The 19,500-nt window shown below is 73.1% G+C and carries 13 protein-coding genes and 1 tRNA gene; all 14 read left to right on the top strand.

The genetic code is table 11. The features are described 5' to 3' along the window. Nucleotides 1–48: 48 nt before the first annotated feature. The 14 genes from ACFVGS_RS04305 to ACFVGS_RS04240 all read left to right on the top strand — a co-directional run bounded on the left by ACFVGS_RS04305 (nucleotide 49) and on the right by ACFVGS_RS04240 (nucleotide 19,477). Nucleotides 49–507: an ATP-binding protein gene (locus ACFVGS_RS04305; RefSeq protein ID WP_384408643.1), complete on the top strand. Its 459-nt coding sequence runs from the start codon at nucleotides 49–51 to the stop codon at nucleotides 505–507. 341 nt (nucleotides 508–848) lie between these two features. Further along, nucleotides 849–3,203, top strand: a complete 2,355-nt coding sequence (locus ACFVGS_RS04300; protein WP_384408642.1) for a sodium-translocating pyrophosphatase — start codon at nucleotides 849–851, stop codon at nucleotides 3,201–3,203. A 190-nt stretch (nucleotides 3,204–3,393) separates the two neighbouring features. Further along, nucleotides 3,394–4,047, top strand: coding sequence for a small secreted protein (locus ACFVGS_RS04295; RefSeq protein ID WP_384408640.1), 654 nt, complete (start codon nucleotides 3,394–3,396; stop codon nucleotides 4,045–4,047). Between the two features lie 125 nt (nucleotides 4,048–4,172). Further along, entirely contained in the window at nucleotides 4,173–5,720 is a 1,548-nt protein-coding gene (locus tag ACFVGS_RS04290) for a methyltransferase (protein WP_384408638.1), read from the top strand. After that, entirely contained in the window at nucleotides 5,717–6,727 is a 1,011-nt protein-coding gene (locus ACFVGS_RS04285) for an ArsR/SmtB family transcription factor (RefSeq protein ID WP_384408636.1), read from the top strand. The genes ACFVGS_RS04290 and ACFVGS_RS04285 overlap by 4 nt, the downstream gene beginning before the upstream one ends. Before the next feature lie 60 nt (nucleotides 6,728–6,787). Beyond that, entirely contained in the window at nucleotides 6,788–7,858 is a 1,071-nt protein-coding gene (locus tag ACFVGS_RS04280; RefSeq protein WP_385690248.1) for an ATP-binding cassette domain-containing protein, read from the top strand. After that, complete coding sequence (locus ACFVGS_RS04275; protein ID WP_384408632.1) at nucleotides 7,855–8,637, top strand: ABC transporter permease; 783 nt, start codon at nucleotides 7,855–7,857, stop codon at nucleotides 8,635–8,637. The genes ACFVGS_RS04280 and ACFVGS_RS04275 overlap by 4 nt, the downstream gene beginning before the upstream one ends. Nucleotides 8,638–8,647: 10 nt before the next feature. Next, nucleotides 8,648–9,442 carry an ABC transporter permease gene (locus ACFVGS_RS04270; protein ID WP_384408630.1) on the top strand — a complete coding sequence of 265 codons (795 nt, stop codon included), beginning with the start codon at nucleotides 8,648–8,650 and terminating at the stop codon, nucleotides 9,440–9,442. A gap of 166 nt (nucleotides 9,443–9,608) precedes the next feature. Continuing rightward, nucleotides 9,609–9,806, top strand: coding sequence for a hypothetical protein (locus ACFVGS_RS04265; RefSeq protein ID WP_384408628.1), 198 nt, complete (start codon nucleotides 9,609–9,611; stop codon nucleotides 9,804–9,806). Nucleotides 9,807–10,068: 262 nt separating this feature from the next. Continuing rightward, nucleotides 10,069–12,906, top strand: a complete 2,838-nt coding sequence (topA, locus tag ACFVGS_RS04260) for a type I DNA topoisomerase (protein ID WP_385690243.1) — start codon at nucleotides 10,069–10,071, stop codon at nucleotides 12,904–12,906. 106 nt (nucleotides 12,907–13,012) lie between these two features. Continuing rightward, nucleotides 13,013–16,375 (top strand): dTMP kinase, encoded by a 3,363-nt coding sequence (gene tmk, locus ACFVGS_RS04255; protein WP_385690240.1) that lies wholly within the window; start codon nucleotides 13,013–13,015, stop codon nucleotides 16,373–16,375. A 60-nt stretch (nucleotides 16,376–16,435) separates the two neighbouring features. Then, on the top strand, nucleotides 16,436–17,638 hold the full coding sequence (locus ACFVGS_RS04250; RefSeq protein ID WP_384408622.1) for a DNA polymerase III subunit delta': 1,203 nt from the start codon (nucleotides 16,436–16,438) through the stop codon (nucleotides 17,636–17,638). Between the two features lie 155 nt (nucleotides 17,639–17,793). Further along, entirely contained in the window at nucleotides 17,794–19,329 is a 1,536-nt protein-coding gene (locus ACFVGS_RS04245; RefSeq protein WP_384408620.1) for an alpha/beta hydrolase, read from the top strand. A 74-nt stretch (nucleotides 19,330–19,403) separates the two neighbouring features. Next, nucleotides 19,404–19,477: transfer RNA gene (locus ACFVGS_RS04240), tRNA-Thr, on the top strand. The last annotated feature ends 23 nt before the right edge of the window (nucleotides 19,478–19,500 follow it).

Genomic DNA, 19,500 nt, shown 5'->3' with positions numbered 1-19,500 from the left:
ACGCACAGCGTCGCCCCGTTCAGCAGCCGAGAATCGCAGGGGGATCACATGGCCACCGTTGAACTCCTCTTCAGTGCCCAGCCCGAGCACGTCCGCACGGCCCGCCTGGTGGCCGCCGCGGTGGCGCGCCGGGCCGGGGTCGACGACGCGGTCCTCGACGAGGTCCGGCTCGCCGTCGGTGAGGCCTGCTCCCGCGCGGTCGGGCTGCACCGCAGCAACGGCGTCACCACCCCCGTCCGGGTCAGGCTGACCGAGGAGGAGAAGACCTTCTCCATCGAGGTCGGCGACGAGGTGCCGGGCGCGGGTGTGGCGGCCGCCGACGCCGTCGGGGTGCCCGGCGCGCGCGAAGCGGCTCCGGCCGAGGACTTCGACGATGCCGGTGGTGAGGACGAGATGGGTCTCGCGGTGATCCGTGGGCTCGTCGACGACGTGGAGGTGAGCGCCGGCGAGGACGGCGGCACCATCAGGATGAGCTGGCCCGCCAACCCGGACGCCGCGCTCGGCTGACCCCGGGACCGGCGCGAGGCTCGGGCGGGACGCGGGGTCAACGGAGGCCGCGCGGCTCGCGAAGGCCCGCGTCGGCACGGAGGTGCCGGGCGGCGGCTGCGCCCGTGGCGCGCCCGTAGGGGCGGCATCCGAGAACATCAGAACGTGAGAAGAGGCCCTGCCCCGCAGGGCCTCTTCTCATTCCCCGGAGCCGAAATCGGCCACGAATGCTTTGGGCCCATTACCGCATTCGGCCGCACTTGTGAGGTATTCGGGAATTACCATTGCGGCGCCCTGTTTTGATCAGGTTTCCCTCCTTACAATCCGCCTTGTCTTGACCCCTCGACGTCAAGGAGGACGGAATGGCGGGTCTAGCAGCCGCGGTGCTCACCGAGGAGAACCGCGTGATCGTGATCGTCGTCGCGGCCGTCGCGCTCGCGGCGCTGGTCGTGGCACAGCTCCTCGTACGACAGGTCCTCGCGGCCGGCGAGGGCACGGAGACGATGCGGAAGATCGCGGCCGCCGTGCAGGAAGGCGCGAACGCCTATCTCGCCCGGCAGCTGCGCACCCTCGGCGTCTTCGCCGTCGTCGTGTTCTTCCTGCTGTTCCTGCTGCCGGCCGACAACTGGTCGCAGCGGGCCGGACGCTCGCTGTTCTTCCTGGTGGGCGCGCTTTTCTCGGCGGTCACCGGATATGTGGGAATGCGGCTCGCCGTACGCGCGAACGTACGGGTGGCCGCGGCGGCGCGGGAGGCCACCCCGGCCGAGGGCGAACCGGAGAAGGACCTGACCTCCGTCTCCCACAAGGCGATGAAGATCGCTTTCCGCACCGGCGGTGTGGTGGGCATGTTCACCGTCGGACTCGGTCTGCTCGGCGCGTCCTGCGTGGTCCTCGTCTACGCCGCCGACGCGCCGAAGGTGCTGGAGGGATTCGGGCTCGGCGCCGCCCTCATCGCCATGTTCATGAGGGTCGGCGGCGGCATCTTCACCAAGGCCGCCGACGTCGGCGCGGACCTCGTCGGCAAGGTCGAGCAGGGCATCCCCGAGGACGACCCGCGCAACGCCGCCACCATCGCCGACAACGTGGGCGACAACGTCGGCGACTGCGCCGGCATGGCCGCCGACCTCTTCGAGTCGTACGCCGTGACGCTCGTCGCCGCGCTGATCCTCGGCAAGGCCGCGTTCGGCGACCTCGGCCTCGCCTTCCCGCTGATGGTGCCGGCGATCGGCGTGGTCACCGCGATGATCGGCATCTTCGCGGTGGCTCCGCGGCGCGCCGACCGCAGCGGGATGACCGCCATCAACCGCGGCTTCTTCCTGTCCGCGGTGATCTCGCTCGCGCTCGTCGCCGTCGCCGTCTTCACCTACCTCCCGTCCTCCTACGCCGAACTCGAGGGCGTCACCGAGCCCGGCATCCCCGCCCACGACGGCGACCCGCGTGTGCTCGCCCTGGTCGCCGTGGCCATCGGCATCGTGCTCGCCGCGCTGATCCAGCAGCTCACCGGTTACTTCACCGAGACCGGCCGGCGCCCGGTCCGCGACATCGGCAAGTCCTCGCTGACCGGCCCCGCCACCGTCGTCCTCGCCGGCATCTCCATCGGTCTGGAGTCGGCCGTCTACACGGCGCTGCTGATCGGCCTCGCCGTCTACGGGGCCTTCCTGCTCGGCGGTGCGTCGATCATGCTCGCGCTGTTCGCGGTCGCCCTCGCCGGCACCGGGCTGCTCACCACCGTCGGCGTGATCGTCGCCATGGACACCTTCGGCCCGGTCTCCGACAACGCCCAGGGCATCGCCGAGATGTCGGGCGACGTCCAGGGCGCCGGCGCGCAGGTGCTGACCGACCTCGACGCCGTCGGCAACACCACGAAGGCGATCACCAAGGGCATCGCGATCGCCACCGCCGTCCTCGCGGCGTCGGCGCTGTTCGGCTCCTACCGGGACGCCATCGCGACCGCCGTCGCCGACGTCGGGGCGAAGGCGAGCGAGATGAACCTCTCCATGGACATCTCCCAGCCCAACAACCTCTTCGGCATGGTGCTCGGGGCCGCCGTCGTGTTCCTGTTCTCCGGGCTCGCGATCAACGCCGTGTCCCGGTCGGCCGGGGCCGTGGTGTACGAGGTGCGGCGGCAGTTCCGCGAGCATCCCGGGATCATGGACTACACCGAGAAGCCCGAGTACGGGCGGGTCGTCGACATCTGCACCAAGGACGCCCTGCGCGAGCTAGCCACGCCCGGTCTGCTGGCCGTGATGGCCCCGATCGCGGTCGGCTTCACCCTCGGTGTCGGCGCGCTCGGCGCGTATCTCGCCGGTGCCATCGGCACGGGCGCGCTGATGGCCGTGTTCCTCGCCAACTCCGGCGGCGCCTGGGACAACGCGAAGAAGCTGGTCGAGGACGGCCACCACGGCGGCAAGGGCAGCGACGCGCACGCCGCGACGGTCATCGGGGACACCGTCGGCGATCCCTTCAAGGACACCGCGGGACCGGCGATCAACCCGCTCCTGAAGGTGATGAACCTGGTGGCGCTGCTGATCGCCCCCGCGGTCGTGCAGTTCGCGTACGGGGACGACGCCAACCCCTGGCTGCGGGCGCTGGTCGCCCTGCTCGCGTTCCTCGTCATCGTGGCGGCGGTGCGGGTCTCCAAGCGGCGGTCCGTGGCCGTCGGCGACGGCTCGGCGGAGCGGGACGGCTCTTCGAAGGACGCCGCCGTCACTCCTTGAGAGGACGTGGGGCACAGCCTGATGAGGATCCGTCAAAGGAGGGGCGGACGGCACATTCTGACGTGACGTCCGCCCCTGTCTGCTTGGTTCAAACGGCTGCAATATCGGATGAATCGGTCGCACGATCGGTGGATGGCGTCCGTGCGGCGTGTATGTTCCGGGGCCGAGAGCCTTGGAAGGGACCGATCCGGTGAACAAGAAGCTTGCGGCCGCACTGTCCGGCGGCGCGGTACTGGTGCTCGTGCTGTCCGGTTGCAGCGACGACGAGGGCGACAAGGTCAACGACTGGGCCAAGACGTTCTGCGACCAGGCGCAGCCGCAGATCCAGAAGCGGGCCAACGCCAACCAGCTGATCATCTCCACGGCCGCCGACAGCAAGCCGGAGGCGATCAAGGCCGCCGACTCGAAGGCCTTCCAGGACATCGCCGCCGCCGACCGGGCCCTCGCCAAGGCCGTCGAGAGCGCCGGGGTGCCGCCGGTCGAGAACGGCGAGAAGGTCCAGCAGGACGCCATCAAGGAGCTCAACGCCACGGCCGTGGCCTACGACGGGCTGAAGAAGCAGGTCGACGCGCTCGACACGTCGAACCAGCAGAAGTTCGCCGACGGCCTGAAGGTCGTCTCCGACAACCTGGCGAAGATCCAGAACATGGACCAGGACGCCGTCGCCAAGCTCCAGGCCGGCGAACTCGGCCAGGCCATGGCCAAGCAGCCGGGCTGCCAGACGCCCAAGGCGTCGGTGCCGCCGAGCGCCTCCCCGAAGGCCGGCGCCCCGGCGACCGGCTCCACCGCGCCTTCGACGAAGCCGTCCGCGAAGCCCTCGGCCTCGGCCAAGAGCGAGGAGTAGGCGCCCGAAGCGCTGCCACGACGCGCGAGGCCCGTTCGGCATTCCGCCGGACGGGCTCGCCGCAGCCCCTGCGGAGGCGGGCGCGGTGACGTCAGTGGCTGCCGTTGTCGGTGGTGGCCGTCACAATGGGGCACGTGAGTACGACCAGCACGACCCCCAGCCTTCCGGTGCCCACGCACGCCGCCCGACTGCGCGAGGCCCTGCTCGCCGCCGACTTCACCGCCGACGGCCTGCTCGACCTGCTCGGCGCCCAGGCCTACGCCGCTCTCGCGCGCAGCGAGACCGTGCCCGCGCTGCGGGCCACCCGCGGGGACTCCCCGCTGGAGACCCTCGTCCGCCTCTTCCTGCTCCAGCGCGCCGTCGAGCAGGAGCGGGCCGCCGCCGCGCTGCCCCTGGAGGACGCGCTCGCCGACGGCTGGCTGGTCCGTGAGGACGACACCGTGTACGCCACGGTCGACGTCCGGCCGTACGGCGGACCGGACGGCGAGGACTGGTTCATCGTCTCCGACCTCGGCTGTGCCGTCGGCGGCGCCGGCGGCATCGGGAAGAAGGACGAAGGAGTCGTCCTCGGGGTCGGCGGGGCGTCCACCACCCTCGCCGGCATCACCGTCCGCACCCCGGTCGCCACCGCGCTGGACCTCGGCACCGGCTCCGGCATCCAGGCGCTGCACGCCGCGCAGCACGCCACCCTGGTCACCGCCACCGACCTCAACCCGCGCGCCCTCGACTTCACCCGGCTCACCCTCGCCCTCTCCGGGGCCCGCGGCGCCGAGCTGCTGCAGGGCTCCCTGTTCGAGCCCGTCGACGGCGACACGTACGACCTGATCGTCTCCAACCCGCCGTTCGTGATCTCCCCCGGCGCCGGACTGACCTACCGGGACGGCGGCATGGGCGGCGACGACCTGTGCCGCACCCTCGTGCAGCAGGCCGGGGACCGGCTCAACGACGGCGGCTACGCCCAGTTCCTCGCCAACTGGCAGCACGTCGACGGCGAGGAGTGGCAGGACCGGCTCCGCTCCTGGGTGCCGGCCGGCTGCGACGCCTGGATCGTGCAGCGCGAGGTCCAGGACGTCACCCAGTACACCGAGCTGTGGCTGCGCGACAGCGGCGAGCACCGCGGCGACCCGGCCGAGTACCGGCTGGCGTACGGGCGCTGGCTCGACGAGTTCGAGGCGAGCAAGACCAAGGCCATCGGCTTCGGCTGGATCACCCTCCGGAAGAACGCTGCCGTCGCCTCGGGCCGGGTCGAGCCCTCGATCGTCGTCGAGGAGTGGCCGCATCCCGTCGAGCAGCCGCTCGGCGACACCGTCCGGGCCCACTTCGAGCGCCAGGACTACCTGCGCGGCCACGACGACGCGGCGCTGCTCGCCGACAGCTTCGTCCTCGCGCCCGAGGTCGTGCAGGAGCAGGTCGGCCTGCCCGGCGCGGAGGACCCGGAGCACGTCCTGCTGCGGCAGAACCGGGGCATGCGCCGCGCCACCCGCGTCGACCACGTCGCCGCCGGGTTCGCGGGCGTGTGCGACGGCACTCTCAGCGCCGGCCGGATCCTCGACGCCATCGGCCAGCTCACCGGCGAGGACCCGGTCCTGCTGCGGGACCGCACTCCGCAGGCCATCCGGCTCCTGGTCGAGGAGGGCTTCCTGCTGCCCGCGACGGGAGAGGAGCCCGCTTGATACGGATCGAGCTCGACGAGGCCGCGCTCGGCGCGACCCGGATCGCGACGAGCCCGCTGCGGGACGCCTTCTGCGCCCTCCACCTGCAACTCCCGCAGCGAAACCCCTCCTGGCCGTACCAGGAGTGGGTGGGGCACGCGCGGGAGGTGTGGCGCGAGGACGACCGGCTGCGGCCGCTGTGGGACCTGTTCGCCGAAGGGCGGTACGAGGTCTCCGACTTCCTGATGCCCCGGCCGGTCGGCACCGCCGACGTGCACGAGGAACTGGACCTGCTGCGGTCCACCGACCCGGCGTTCGTCCGCGCCCAGGCCGCCGTCTGCTACCCCGGCATGGCCGAAGCGTCCTTCCTGCGGCCGTATCTGACGGATCCGCAGGCCGCCTGTGCGGCGCTCGCCGACGCGTACGCCGCCTGGTGGGAGGAGGCCATCGCGCCGTACTGGCCGGTCATGCGCCGGCTGGTGGAGGACGAAGTCCTCGTCCGGGCCAGGACCTTCGCCACCGAGGGCGTCGACGCGCTGTTCGAAGGGCTGGAGAGCCGAGGTCGCTGGGAGCGGCCCGTGCTCGAACTGACCAAGTACCTCGACGCGGAGTACGCGGCGGGGGAGCGGCGGCTCGTGCTGGTGCCGCTGGTCTTCGCCGAGGGCTGCCGGCTCTACTCGACCGACGACCCCGAGGTGCTGACCGTCTCCTTCCAGGCCAGGGGCGCCGGAGTACTGCGCGAGCGGCAGGCCGGGCCGGCCGACGGCGGCGACCGGCTCGGGCTTCTCCTCGGCCGGGGCCGGGCCGCCGTGCTCAGGGAACTGGACGGGCCGCTGACCACGCACGGCCTCGCGGACCGCCTCGGCCTCGCACCCAGTACCGTCTCCGAGCACCTGTCGCTGCTCACCGGCGCCGACGTGGTCACCCGCCACCGGGTGGGACGCTCGGTCTACTACCAGCTGACGGACACCGGGCGTTCGCTGCTCGCGCTGCTCGCCGGCGAAGGGGTGCTGACCGAGGCCGCCTGACGATTCGGGGGCTCCCGAATCGTTCGCCCGGCCGCCGGCCGCGCTCCTACCGTCCGGCGCATGCTTGCGATCGAGGCGGACGCGCTGCGCCGCACCTACACCAGCCGGACCGGATGGCTCCGGCCGCGCCGTACCGAGACCGAGGCCGTGCGCGGGGTCACGTTCGACGTGGCCCCCGGGGAGCTGTTCGGGCTCCTCGGGCCGAACGGCGCCGGGAAGACCACCACCATCAAGATGCTCAACACCCTGCTCCTGCCGACCTCCGGCACGGCCCGGGTGTTCGGGCACGACGTGGCCCGCGAGCCGGTGGCCGTTCGGCGGCGGATCGGGTACGTCTTCGGCGGCGACCGAGGCCTGTACGAGCGGCTCAGCGCGCTCGACAACCTGCGCTACTTCGCCGAGCTGTACGGGGTCGAGGCCCGCGACCAGAAGCGGCGGATCGCCGGACTCCTCGACCTGGTCGGTCTCGCGGGCCGCGAGCGGGAGCGCGTCGAGGGCTACTCACGCGGCATGCGGCAGCGGCTGCACATCGCCCGCGGACTGCTGCACCGGCCCGACGTGCTGTTCCTCGACGAGCCGTCCATCGGCGTCGACCCCGTCGCCGCCCGCGACCTGCGCCGCACCGTCGCCGGCCTCGCGGCCGCCGGCACCACCGTGGTGCTCACCACGCACTACATGGCCGAGGCCGACGAACTGTGCGACCGCATCGCCGTCATCGCGGGCGGCCGGATCCGGGCCCTCGGCACGCCCGAGAGCCTGAAGTCCCGGGTCGGGGACCGGGACGTCCTGGAGTTCGAGGTGTACGGCGTCGACGAGGAGCTGCTCGGCCGGGTCCGCCGGATCCCGGGCGTACGCGGCGCCGCCGTCGAGGAGCGCGGGGCGGCGCAGGCCCTGACCGTGCAGAGCGACCGCGGCGCCGAACCGCACGCGCGGGTCCTCGCGGCGCTCGACGGCGTGCGCGTCGGACGGGTCGTCAGCCGCGAACCGTCCCTGGAGGACGCCTACATCGCGATCGTGGAGGACACGGCCCGACGCGAGCCCACGGACCCCGCGGAGGCGGAGGCGGAGACCCAGGCGGAGTCGCCCGCGGAGTCTCCGTCCGCGTCGTCGGCGCCGGAGGTGGCCGCGTGATCCGCGCCCCACGGCTGCTGCGGCTCGTCGTCGTCGGCGTGCGCACGCACGTCTCGTACATGTCGCGCTCCCCGATCGAGATCACCTTCGCGGTGCTCGTCCCGCTCGTCTACGCCACCCTCGCCGTCTACCTGTTCCGCGCCGCCGGCGACCCCGACCGGCTGCTCACGGCCTCCGTCGGCGCCGGACTCATGGGCATCTGGGGCTCGGTGCTCTTCGGCTCGGGCGGCGCCGTGCAGAACCAGCGCTGGCTCGGCACCCTGGAGACCCTGGTCGCCGCGCCGACCCCGCTCGCTCTCGTACTGCTGCCGATCACCCTCGCGACCGCCGTCATCGGCACGTACGCGATGGGCGCGACCGTGCTGTGGGGCGTGGTCCTCTTCGGAGTGCCGCTGGACTTCGCGCATCCGCTGCTGTTCCTGCTCGCCGTGCCGGTCTGCGTGCTGGCCCTCGGCATGACGGGACTGCTGCTCGCCGCGACCTTCGTCCTGCTGCGCAACGCCAACGCCCTGGCCAACCCGCTCGACACGCCCGTCTGGCTGCTGTCCGGGCTGCTCGTACCGGTCACCGTGCTGCCCGCCTGGACGCACCCGCTCTCCTGGGCGCTGCCCACCACCTGGGGCGCGCGGGCCGTGCACGCGGCGACCTCCGGCGGTGACGTGCTCACGCCGCTGCTCGCCGCCGTGGCGCTGGGCACCGGCTACGCCCTGGCCGCCGTGCTCGTCCTCGGCCGGGTGGAGCGCCGGGCGCGCGCCGCCGCGACCCTTGCCCTCGTCTGAAAGGCCCGCCGTGCTGTTCCGCTTGCTCTCCTCCGCGCGGCTCGTCGTCGTCGGCGGAGCCCTCTCGTACCGCGCCCTGTTCAACTGGACGACGCCGCCCATGTTCATCGGAACTCTGCTGGTCGGCCCGCTCCTTCAGGTTTTCTTCTTCGTCTTCCTCGGGCGGGAACTCGGGGTCGCCGACGACCGTTTCCACCTTGTCGGCAACGCCGTACTCGCAGCTTCCGCCTCCTGCGTGTACGGCGGCACGATGGCCGTCGCCAACGAGCGCCGGTACGGCACCCTCGGGGCCGTCCTGCTCTCACCCCGGCACCGGGTCCCGCTGTGGGCGGGTCGCGCTCTGCCGTACGTCCTCAACGGGCTGCTCGTCAGCGCGTTCGTGCTCGCCGCCGCCACGGCCGTGCTCGGGCTGCCCGTACCGGCGCAGGCGCTGCCCGGACTCGGCCTGGTCCTGCTCGCCGGAGCCGCGGCCTGCTCGGCGTTCGGGCTCGTGCTCGGGGCGTTCGGGCTGCGCTTCCGTGACGTGTTCCTGGTGTCGAACGTGGCGAGCTCGGCACTGCTCCTCCTGACGGGCGCCGCCGTGCCCCGGGACACCCTGCCCGGCTGGATGCGCACCGCCGGGGAGCTGCTGCCGCTGACCCACGCGGCCGACGCGGCGCGCCGGCTCGCCGCGGGCGGCGGTCTCGACGGCCGGCTGCTCGGGACCGAGCTGCTGGTCGGCTCCGGCCACGCGGTCCTCGCCGTCGCGCTGCTCGCCGTCTTCGAGCGGGGCAGCCGGCGCCGCGCCACGCTCGATGTGATGTGAGTGACGTGACGAAAGAAGAGAGGAGGAAGGGGGAGTACCGGCCATCCTCGTGAAACCGTTCGGGACCGATCGTGCCGTTCACCGGGAATTCGCCCTGATGACGCCGGAAGGTGCCAGCCTCGGCTCCGGGGCCGAAAAGCCATGGGCGAGGGAACGGGGTACGGGCATGGAGAGCGGGCCGGCGATCTTCGCGGGGACGGCGTTCGCGCTGTTCGGAGCCGCGCTGCTGCTCTGGACGGGCGTGCGCGTGCGCTACGGCGAGCCCGTCGCGCTCGGCGTCGCGCCGCGGACGGCCGCGGCGCTCACGACCCTCTTCGGGGCCGGCTTCCTCCTCCTCGGGATCTGGTGCTTCGGGCGGCTGTGACGCGAGCCCGGCCGGATGGCCCGCCCGGTCCGTCCGGGAGTCCGGGCGGCAGGAAGGGCAGGAGTCGGGTTACCGTTCGAGTGGCCGTTGCGGGCTTTCGCCGTTTGACACGGGGGCGGGTTGTACCGTCACACTCCGCAGCGACGACAGCGTCACCGTCCGTGTCGCTGCCGTGCGTGCCAGCGCAGCCCGTACGCAGTGCGTCGTACGGTCGCAGTACGCAGTACGTGCCAGAGAGCGTCGACCGGAGAGAAGAGCGAAGTTGTCCCCGACCAGCGAGACCGCACAGGGCGGCCGCCGACTCGTCATCGTCGAGTCGCCTGCCAAGGCGAAGACGATCAAGGGCTACCTCGGCCCCGGCTACGTCGTCGAGGCGAGCGTCGGGCACATCCGCGACCTCCCGAGCGGCGCCGCCGAGGTGCCCGAGAAGTACACCGGCGAGGTGCGCCGTCTCGGCGTCGACGTCGATCATGACTTCGCGCCCATCTACGTCGTCAACGCCGACAAGAAGGCGCAGGTCAGGAAGCTCAAGGAGCTGCTCGCCGAGTCCGACGAGCTCTTCCTCGCCACCGATGAGGACCGCGAGGGCGAGGCCATCGCGTGGCACCTCCAGGAGGTCCTGAAGCCCAAGGTCCCCGTCCACCGGATGGTCTTCCACGAGATCACCAAGGACGCCATCCAGCAGGCCGTGCGCAACCCGCGCGAGCTCAACAAGCGGATGGTCGACGCCCAGGAGACCCGCCGCATCCTCGACCGCCTCTACGGCTACGAGGTCTCGCCGGTCCTCTGGAAGAAGGTCATGCGCGGCCTGTCCGCCGGCCGCGTCCAGTCCGTCGCCACCCGGCTCGTCGTCGAGCGCGAGCGCGAGCGCATCGCCTTCCGCTCCGCCGAGTACTGGGACCTCACCGGTACCTTCGCCACCGGCCGCGCCGGCGACCCGTCCGACCCGTCGTCCCTGGTCGCGAGGCTCGCGACGGTCGACGGCAAGCGGGTGGCGCAGGGCCGCGACTTCGGCGCCGACGGGCAGCTGAAGACCGCGAACGTGCTCCACCTCGACGAGGAGAAGGCCCGCGCGCTCGCCGCCTCCCTCGCCGACACGCGCTTCTCCGTCCGCTCGGTCGAGTCGAAGCCGTACCGCCGCTCCCCGTACGCGCCGTTCCGCACCACCACCCTCCAGCAGGAGGCCAGCCGCAAGCTCGGCTTCGGTGCCAAGGCGACCATGCAGGTGGCGCAGAAGCTGTACGAGAACGGCTTCATCACCTACATGCGTACGGACTCCACGGTGCTGTCCGACACCGCCGTCTCCGCGGCCCGCGCCCAGGTCACGCAGCTCTACGGCGCCGACTACCTGCCGGAGAAGCCCCGCGTCTACGCGGGCAAGGTCAAGAACGCCCAGGAGGCGCACGAGGCGATCCGGCCTTCGGGTGATCGTTTCCGCACCCCGGCGGAGACCGGTCTGACCGGCGACCAGTTCCGGCTCTACGAGCTGATCTGGAAGCGGACCGTCGCCTCCCAGATGAAGGACGCGACCGGCAACTCGGTCACGGTGAGGATCGGCGGCACCGCCGCGGACGGCCGCGACGCCGAGTTCACGGCCTCCGGCAAGACGATCACCTTCCACGGCTTCATGAAGGCCTACGTCGAGGGCGCCGACGACCCGAACGCGGAGCTCGACGACCGCGAGCGGCGTCTGCCGCAGGTCGCCGAGGGCGACGCGCTCGCCGCCGAGGAGATCACCGCCGACGGCCACGCGACCAAGCCTCCGGCCCGCTACACCGAGGCCAGCCTGGTCAAGGAGCTCGAAGAGCGCGAGATCGGCCGCCCGTCGACGTACGCCTCGATCATCGGCACCATTCTCGACCGCGGCTATGTCTTCAAGAAGGGCACGGCCCTCGTGCCGTCCTTCCTGTCCTTCGCCGTGGTCAACCTCCTGGAGAAGCACTTCGGGCGGCTCGTCGACTACGACTTCACCGCCAGGATGGAGGACGACCTCGACCGCATCGCGCGCGGCGAGGCCCAGGCGGTGCCGTGGCTGAAGCGCTTCTACTTCGGCGAGGGCGGCGGCGAGGGTTCCGGCGCGGCCGACGCCGGCAACGGCGACGGCGACCATCTCGGCGGCCTGAAGGAGCTCGTCACCGACCTCGGCGCCATCGACGCCCGGGAGATCTCCTCCTTCCCCGTCGGCGACGGCATCGTGCTGCGCGTCGGCCGCTACGGCCCGTACGTCGAGCGCGGCGAGAAGGACCAGGAAGGCCACCAGCGCGCCGACGTGCCCGGTGACCTGGCGCCCGACGAGCTGACCGTCGCCTACGCCGAGGAGCTGCTCGCCAAGCCGAGCGGCGACTTCGAGCTGGGCACCGACCCGGTCAGCGGCAACATGATCGTCGCCAGGGACGGCCGCTACGGCCCGTACGTGACGGAGATCCTGCCCGAGGACACCCCGAAGACCGGCAAGAACGCGGTCAAGCCGCGTACCGCCTCGCTCTTCAAGTCGATGTCGGTCGACACGGTGACCCTCGAGGAGGCGCTCAAGCTGATGTCGCTGCCGCGCGTCGTCGGCACCGACGCCGAGGGCGTCGAGATCACCGCGCAGAACGGCCGCTACGGCCCGTACCTGAAGAAGGGCACGGACTCGCGCTCCCTGACGGACGAGGAGCAGCTGTTCACGATCACGCTGGAGGAGGCGCTGGCGATCTACGCCCAGCCCAAGCAGCGTGGCCGGGCCGCCGCCAAGCCCCCGCTGAAGGAGCTCGGCACCGACCCCGTCAGCGAGAAGCCCGTGGTCGTCAAGGACGGCCGCTTCGGCCCGTACGTGACGGACGGCGAGACCAACGCCACCCTGCGCACCGGCGACAGCGTGGAGACGATCACGCCCGAGCGCGGCTACGAGCTGCTCGCCGAGAAGCGGGCCAAGGGCCCCGCGAAGAAGGCGGCCAAGAAGGCGCCCGCGAAGAAGACCGCCGCCAAGAAGACGGCGGCCAAGAAGACGACGGCGGCCAAGACGACGGCGGCGAAGAAGACCACCGCCGCCAAGAAGACCACGACGGCGAAGAAGACCACCGCCGCCGCCAAGAAGACGGCGGCCGCGAAGCCGGAGTGACGCTCGCGACACCGCGGGGAGGGCAGGGGCCACGGCGCCTGCCCTCCCCGCTTCTTTGTTCGGGCGAAGGCCACGGGGAGCAAGGCCGTCCGGATAGGGTGGACGGATGACGCGAGCAGAGCAGCCAGACACCGACGCCGCACTCGTCGCCGATTCCCGGGAGCGTGCCGTACGGGCCCTCTTGCGCCATCAGCCCCTGCGGAGGCTGTGGAGCGCCCAGTTCGTCGGCGGCACGGGCGACGCCCTCGCCCTCCTCGTCCTCGTCCTGCTCGGCCTCCAGGCCTCAGTCGTCAGCGGCGCGCTCGGCGGCGGGTACCGGGGCGCCGCGCTCGCCGTCGCCGCCGTCATCGGCGTACGGATGCTCGCGGCGGTCCTCTTCGGCGCCGTCCTGCTCGGCCCGCTCACCGCACTGACCGCGGCCGGCGGCCCGCTCGACCGCCGCTGGACCATGATCGGCGCCGACGCCGTACGGCTCGCGCTGCTCGTCGTCGCCCCGCTGTGGATCGACTGGACCCCCGACAGCGCGCTCTGGTTCCTGCTCGGCACCGTCTTCGTCGCCGGCGCCGCCGAGCGCCTGTGGACGATCGCCAAGGAGGGCGCGGCGCCCGCGCTGCTGCCCGCCCCGCCGATCGAGGGCGAGGCCGTCCGGCCGCTGCCCGACCACCTCGGCGCGCTGCGCACGCTCAGCCTGCGCACCGGATTCCTGGCGGTGCCCGCGGCCGCCGCCGTCCTGCTGCTCGCGACGCTGCTGGGCAACCTGCTCGGCAGCGGCATCGACTGGTTCGGCGAGCACCAGGCCGCCCTCGGCTCGTACGTCGCCGCCGGGCTGTTCTCGGCGTCCGTCTCCGTCCTGTGGTTCGTCGAGCTGCCCGGCGGCCAGACCCCGCGCCCCCGCTCGCCCCTGGAGGGCCTGCGCCGTCCGTCGAGCGACGGCCAGGGCCCCGAGAAGGGCCGCACCGGCGCGCTCGGACTGATCGTGCTCGCCTCCGCCACCGTCGCCGGAGCCATCGCCGCCGCGGCGGCCGTCGCCGTGCTCCACGCGTACGACCTGGGCGGCGGGCCCGTCACGTACGCCCTGCTGATCCTCGCGCTCAGCGGCACCACCGCCGTCGGCATCCGCACCGCCGGATCCGTCCTGACCGTGCTCTCGCGGCGCCGGCTGCTCGCGCTCGCGGTCGCCGTCACCGGCATCGCGCTGCTCGCGATGGGCCTGGTGCCCGACACCGCGACCGTGCTCGCGCTCGCCGTCCTCGCCGGCTACGCCGCCGGAGTCGCCGCCCGCACCGGGCACAGCCTCGCCGACCAGGAGACCGAGGAGGCCCGCAGGCCCCGGGTCACCGCGCACCTCCAGGCCGTCGCCCGCGTCGGCATGGGCGTGGGCGCGCTCGGCGCGCCGCTGCTCGCCGCCGCGATCGGCCCGCACCGGCTCGCCTCCGGCAGCTTCGTCTTCGCCCACGGCGGCGCCGCCTTCACCCTGATGCTGGTCGGCGCCCTGCTGCTGCCCGTCGCCGCGCTCGTCCTCGCCAAGACCGACGACCGGTCCGGCGTCCCGCTCCGCCGCGACCTGCGCGACGCGCTGCGCGGCGCCGACCCGGCCCAGGCGCCCGCGCCGACCGGCTTCTTCATCGCCCTGGAGGGCGGCGACGGCGCCGGCAAGTCCACCCAGGTCGAGGCGCTCGCCGAGTGGATCCGCGCCAAGGGCCACGAGGTCGTCGTCACCCGCGAGCCCGGCGCCACGCCGATCGGCAAGCGGCTCCGCTCGATCCTGCTCGACGTGTCGTCGGCCGGCCTCTCGAACCGCGCCGAGGCGCTCCTGTACGCGGCCGACCGCGCCGAGCACGTCGACTCGCTGGTCCGGCCCGCCCTGGAGCGGGGCGCGGTGGTGATCTCCGACCGGTACATCGACTCGTCCGTCGCCTACCAGGGCGCCGGCCGCGACCTGTCCCCGACCGAGATCGCCCGTATCAACCGCTGGGCGACCGGCGGGCTCGTCCCGCACCTGACCGTGCTCCTCGACGTCTCCCCGGAGACCGCCCGCGAGCGCTTCACCGAGGCGCCCGACCGGCTCGAGTCCGAGCCGCCCGAGTTCCACGCGCGCGTGCGGGCCGGTTTCCTCGCCCTCGCCGCCGGCGACCCCGGCCGCTACCTCGTCGTCGACGCCGGCCAGGAGCCGGCCGCCGTCACCACCGTCGTACGCCACCGGCTCGACCGGATGCTGCCGCTCTCCGCTGCCGAGGTGAAGGCCCAGGAGGAGGCGCGGAAGAAGGCCGAGGAGGAGGCCCGCCGCAAGGCCGAGGAAGAGGCCGCCCGCAAGGCCGAGGAGGAGCGCCTGGAGCGCGAGCGCCAGGAGCAGCTCGCCAAGCTGCGCGCCGAGGAGGAGGCTCGGCGCAAGGCCGAGGAGGAAGAGGCCCGGCGCCTGGAGGCCGAGAGGCAGGCCGAGGAGGCTCGCCGGCGCGCCGAGGAGGCCCGGATCGCGGCCGAGGAGGAGCGCAGGCGGCGCGAGGCCGAGGAGAAGGCCCGCCGCGAGGAGGAGGAACGGCGCCGCAAGCAGGCCGAGGAGGAGGCCCGCCTGCGGGCCGAGGCCGAGGAGCGCCGCAAGGAGAAGCAGCGCAAGGCCGAGGAGGCCCTGCTCCGCGCCGAGGAGGCCCGTCGGCTCGCGGAGGCCGCGGCGGCGAAGGCGGCCGAGGAGGCTGCCGCTCGCAAGGCGGCCGAGGAGAAGGCCGCGGCGGAGCGCGCGGCCGCGGAGAAGGCAGCCGCGGAGAAGGCAGCCGCGGAGAAGGCGGCGGCGGAGCAGGCCGCGGCTGAGCGTGCGGCCGCCGAGAAGGCCGCCGCTGAGCGGGCAGCCGCTGAGCGGGCCGCCGCCGGGAACGCGGAAGCCGAACGCAGGGCGGAAGCCGAACGCAGGGCGGAGGCCGAGCGTCGAGCGGACGCCGAGCGCCGGGCCGCCGAGGCGAAGGCCCTGGAGGAGTCGGCGAACGAGATCACGGTCGCGACGCCGCTCGTGAAGCCGGACCCGCGGTCGGGCGGTCCGCGGTCGGGCGATCCGCGGTCGGGTGAGCAGCCCGGCCCGGAGCCGGACGACGCGCCGACCGTGTCGCCGAACGAGATCACCGTCCCGACCCCGGTCGTCCGGCTCGACGAGGAGACCACGGTCATCCCGCGGATCCGGGAGACCGGGCCCCGCGAGGTCGACGAGACGGCCGTGCTGCCCGCCGTACGGAACGGCGACCCGGCCGACCGGGTGCCGCAGGGCTTCTTCCGCGACGAGCGGGACGAGCACGGCGAGCCGGAGCCCACGGGGGCGAACGACCGCACCCGTGAGCTGCCCCAGCTCGACGAGCAGGGCCGGCCCCGGCGCCGCTCCGACTGGGCCGAGGAGACTCCGCTCGACGACCTCCCGACCCTCGCGGACGAACTGCTCGGCTCCTTCGGTGACGACGACGAGGACGGCCGCGGGCGCCGCCGCTGAGAGCCTGCTGTCAGCGGGGTGCCCCACAATGGAGGGCGTACCTGAGGAGGGGCAGCAGACATGGCCGTATGGGACGACCTCGTGGGGCAGCCGCGGGTCGAGGAGCAGCTGGCCGCCGCCGCGCGCGACGCCGACGCGCTCGTGACCGCGCATGCCGCCGGCGAGCCCGCTCCCGAGGCGTCCAAGATGACGCACGCCTGGCTGTTCACCGGGCCTCCCGGGGCCGGTCGGGACACGGCGGCGCGGGCGTTCGCGGCGGCGCTTCAGTGCGTCAGCCCGGACCGGGCGCTGGGCGGCGCGCCGGGCTGCGGTTTCTGCGACGGCTGCCACACGGCCCTCGTGGGGACGCACGCGGACGTCGAGGTGGTGCGGACCGACCTGCTCTCCATCGGTGTGAAGGAGACCCGGGACCTGGTCCGCCGGGCCCAGCTGTCGCCCGCGGTGGGACGCTGGCAGGTCATCGTCCTGGAGGACGCTGACCGGCTCACCGAGGGCGCGGCGAACGTGCTCCTGAAGGCGGTGGAGGAGCCCGCGCCGCGCACGGTGTGGCTGCTGTGCGCGCCGTCCCTGGAGGACGTGCTGCCCACGATCCGCTCCCGTTGCCGGCACCTGACGCTGACCACGCCGTCGGTGGCCGCGGTCGCCGACGTGCTGATCCGACGTGACGGTGTCGAGCCGGAGGTGGCGCACGCCGCCGCCCGCGCGACCCAGGGCCACATCGACCGCGCGCGGCGGCTCGCCACCGACGAGCGGGCGCGGGCCCGCCGCGCGGTCGTGCTGAAGCTGCCGCTGCGGGTCGGGGACGTGGGCGGCGGGCTGCGCGCGGCCCAGGAGCTGATCGACGCGGCGGCCGAGGACGCCAAGCAGGTGGCCGAGGAGATCGACGTCAAGGAGACCGAGGAGCTGAAGGCGGCGCTCGGCGCGGCGCAGGGCGGGCGGATGCCCCGGGGCACGGCCGGTGCGATGAAGGAGCTGGAGGAGCGCCAGAAGCGGCGCCGTACGCGGACCCAGCGCGACAGCCTGGACCTCGCGCTCTCCGACCTGACCGGCTTCTACCGTGACGTGCTCGCCCTGCAGCTGCGCGCCACGACGCCGCTGGCCAACGAGGACGTCCGGGACTCCGTGGAGCAGATCGCCCGCGACACCGCACCGGAGCGGACCCTGCGCCGGATCGAGGCGGTCCTGGCGTGCCGGGAGGCCCTGGACCGGAACGTGGCGCCGCTGCTGGCGGTGGAGGCGATGACGATGGCGCTCCGCGACTAGGCCGTCCCCGGAGGGTCACGGTCACGATCACGGTCCCGGAAAGCTCGGAGTTGTCCACAGGCAGGCGGAGGACAGGGACGGGCAGCCCTGCGGTTGTCCACAGCCCGACGAGGCGGATTGGACACGATACGTACTCGTGCCGATACGCTCCGGACATGGACTCCCGGCGGCTGCTTCGTAACTCCGCCACCGCCCTCGCGGTCGGTGGCCTCGTCCTTTCCGGCTGTACGGACAGGAGCGGCGCCGTCGCGCCGTCGTCGAGTGCGTCCGGCGCGGCGGGCCCGGCCGCTCTGGGCGCGTACTACGGGCAGAAGGTCGCCTGGCGGGACTGCGGGGTTCCGGACTTCCAGTGCGGCACGGTGCGGGTCCCGCTCGACTACGCGAAGCCCGACGGCGAGCAGGTCGAGCTGGCCGTGTCGCGGGCGAAGGCCACGGGCCCCGGGAAGCGGCTCGGCTCGCTCCTGGTGAACCCGGGCGGGCCCGGCGGCTCGTCCGTCGGCTACGTGCAGGGTTACGCGGGCATCGGCTATCCGGCGCCGGTCCGGGCGCGTTACGACATCGTGGGCGTCGACCCGCGGGGCGTGGCCCGCAGCGAGCCGGTCGAGTGCCTCACGGGCCCGCAGATGGACGCGTACACGCAGGTCGACGTGACGCCCGACACCGCGGCCGAGCAGGACGCGCTGGCGGGCTCGTACAAGGGCTTCGCGGCGGCGTGCAAGAAGCGTTCGGGCAAGGTGCTGCCGCACGTCTCCACGGTGGAGGCGGCGCGCGACATGGACATCGTGCGGGAGGTGCTCGGCGACGAGAAGCTGACGTACGTGGGAGCGTCGTACGGCACGTTCCTGGGCGCCACGTACGCCGAACTGTTCCCGGGGCGGGTCGGGCGGCTGGTCCTCGACGGGGCGATGGACCCCTCGCTGACCGCGGAGCAGCTCAACCGCGAGCAGACGGCGGGCTTCGAGACCTCGATCAACGCCTTCGCCGCGGACTGCGTGAAGAAGGCCGACTGCCCGCTCGGCACGGAGTCGGTGCCGGCGGCCCTCGACGCGCTGCGGGGCTTCTTCCGTGAGACCGACGCCAAGCCGGTGCCGACCGGCGAGAGCCGGCAGCTGGGCGAGTCCCTCGCCACGACCGGCGTGATCGCCGCGATGTACGACGAGTCGGCCTGGCCGCAGCTGCGGGAGGCGCTGACCCGGGCGATGGGCGGCGAGGGCTCGGCGCTGCTCGCGCTGGCCGACTCGTACTACGAGCGGGAGTCGGACGGCACGTACGCGAACCTGATGTTCGCGAACGCGGCCGTGAACTGCCTCGACCTCCCGCCCGCCTTCTCCGGCCCGGCGTCTGTCGAGAAGGCGGTGCCGTCCTTCGAGAAGGCCTCCCCGGTCTTCGGCCGCAACCTGGCCTGGGCCGCCCTCAACTGCACCTACTGGCCCGCCCCGGCCACCGGCCGCCCCCACCGCATCACGGCCGAGGGCGCCGCCCCGATCGTCGTCGTCGGCACCACCCGCGACCCCGCCACCCCGTACAAGTGGGCCCGCTCCCTCGCCGAGCAGCTCTCCTCCGGCACCCTCCTCACCTACGACGGCGACGGTCACACGGCGTACGGCCGGGGCAGCGACTGCATCGACACGGCGATCAACACCTACCTCCTGGAGGGCACCCCGCCCCAGGACGGAAAGCGCTGCTCATAGGGGTGGTCAGAGCACTCCGGGAAACTGTGTAGACTTGGCGACGCTGCTGCACCCACCATGGGGCGCACGGCGGTGCCGCCTTAGCTCAGTTGGCCAGAGCAACGCACTCGTAATGCGTAGGTCTCGGGTTCGAATCCCGAAGGCGGCTCAGATGGAACCCCAGGTCAGATT

This window comes from Streptomyces sp. NPDC127114, from assembly GCF_042677525.1.
GTDB lineage: Bacteria > Actinomycetota > Actinomycetes > Streptomycetales > Streptomycetaceae > Streptomyces.
This window is presented reverse-complemented; position numbering and strand designations above follow the sequence as displayed.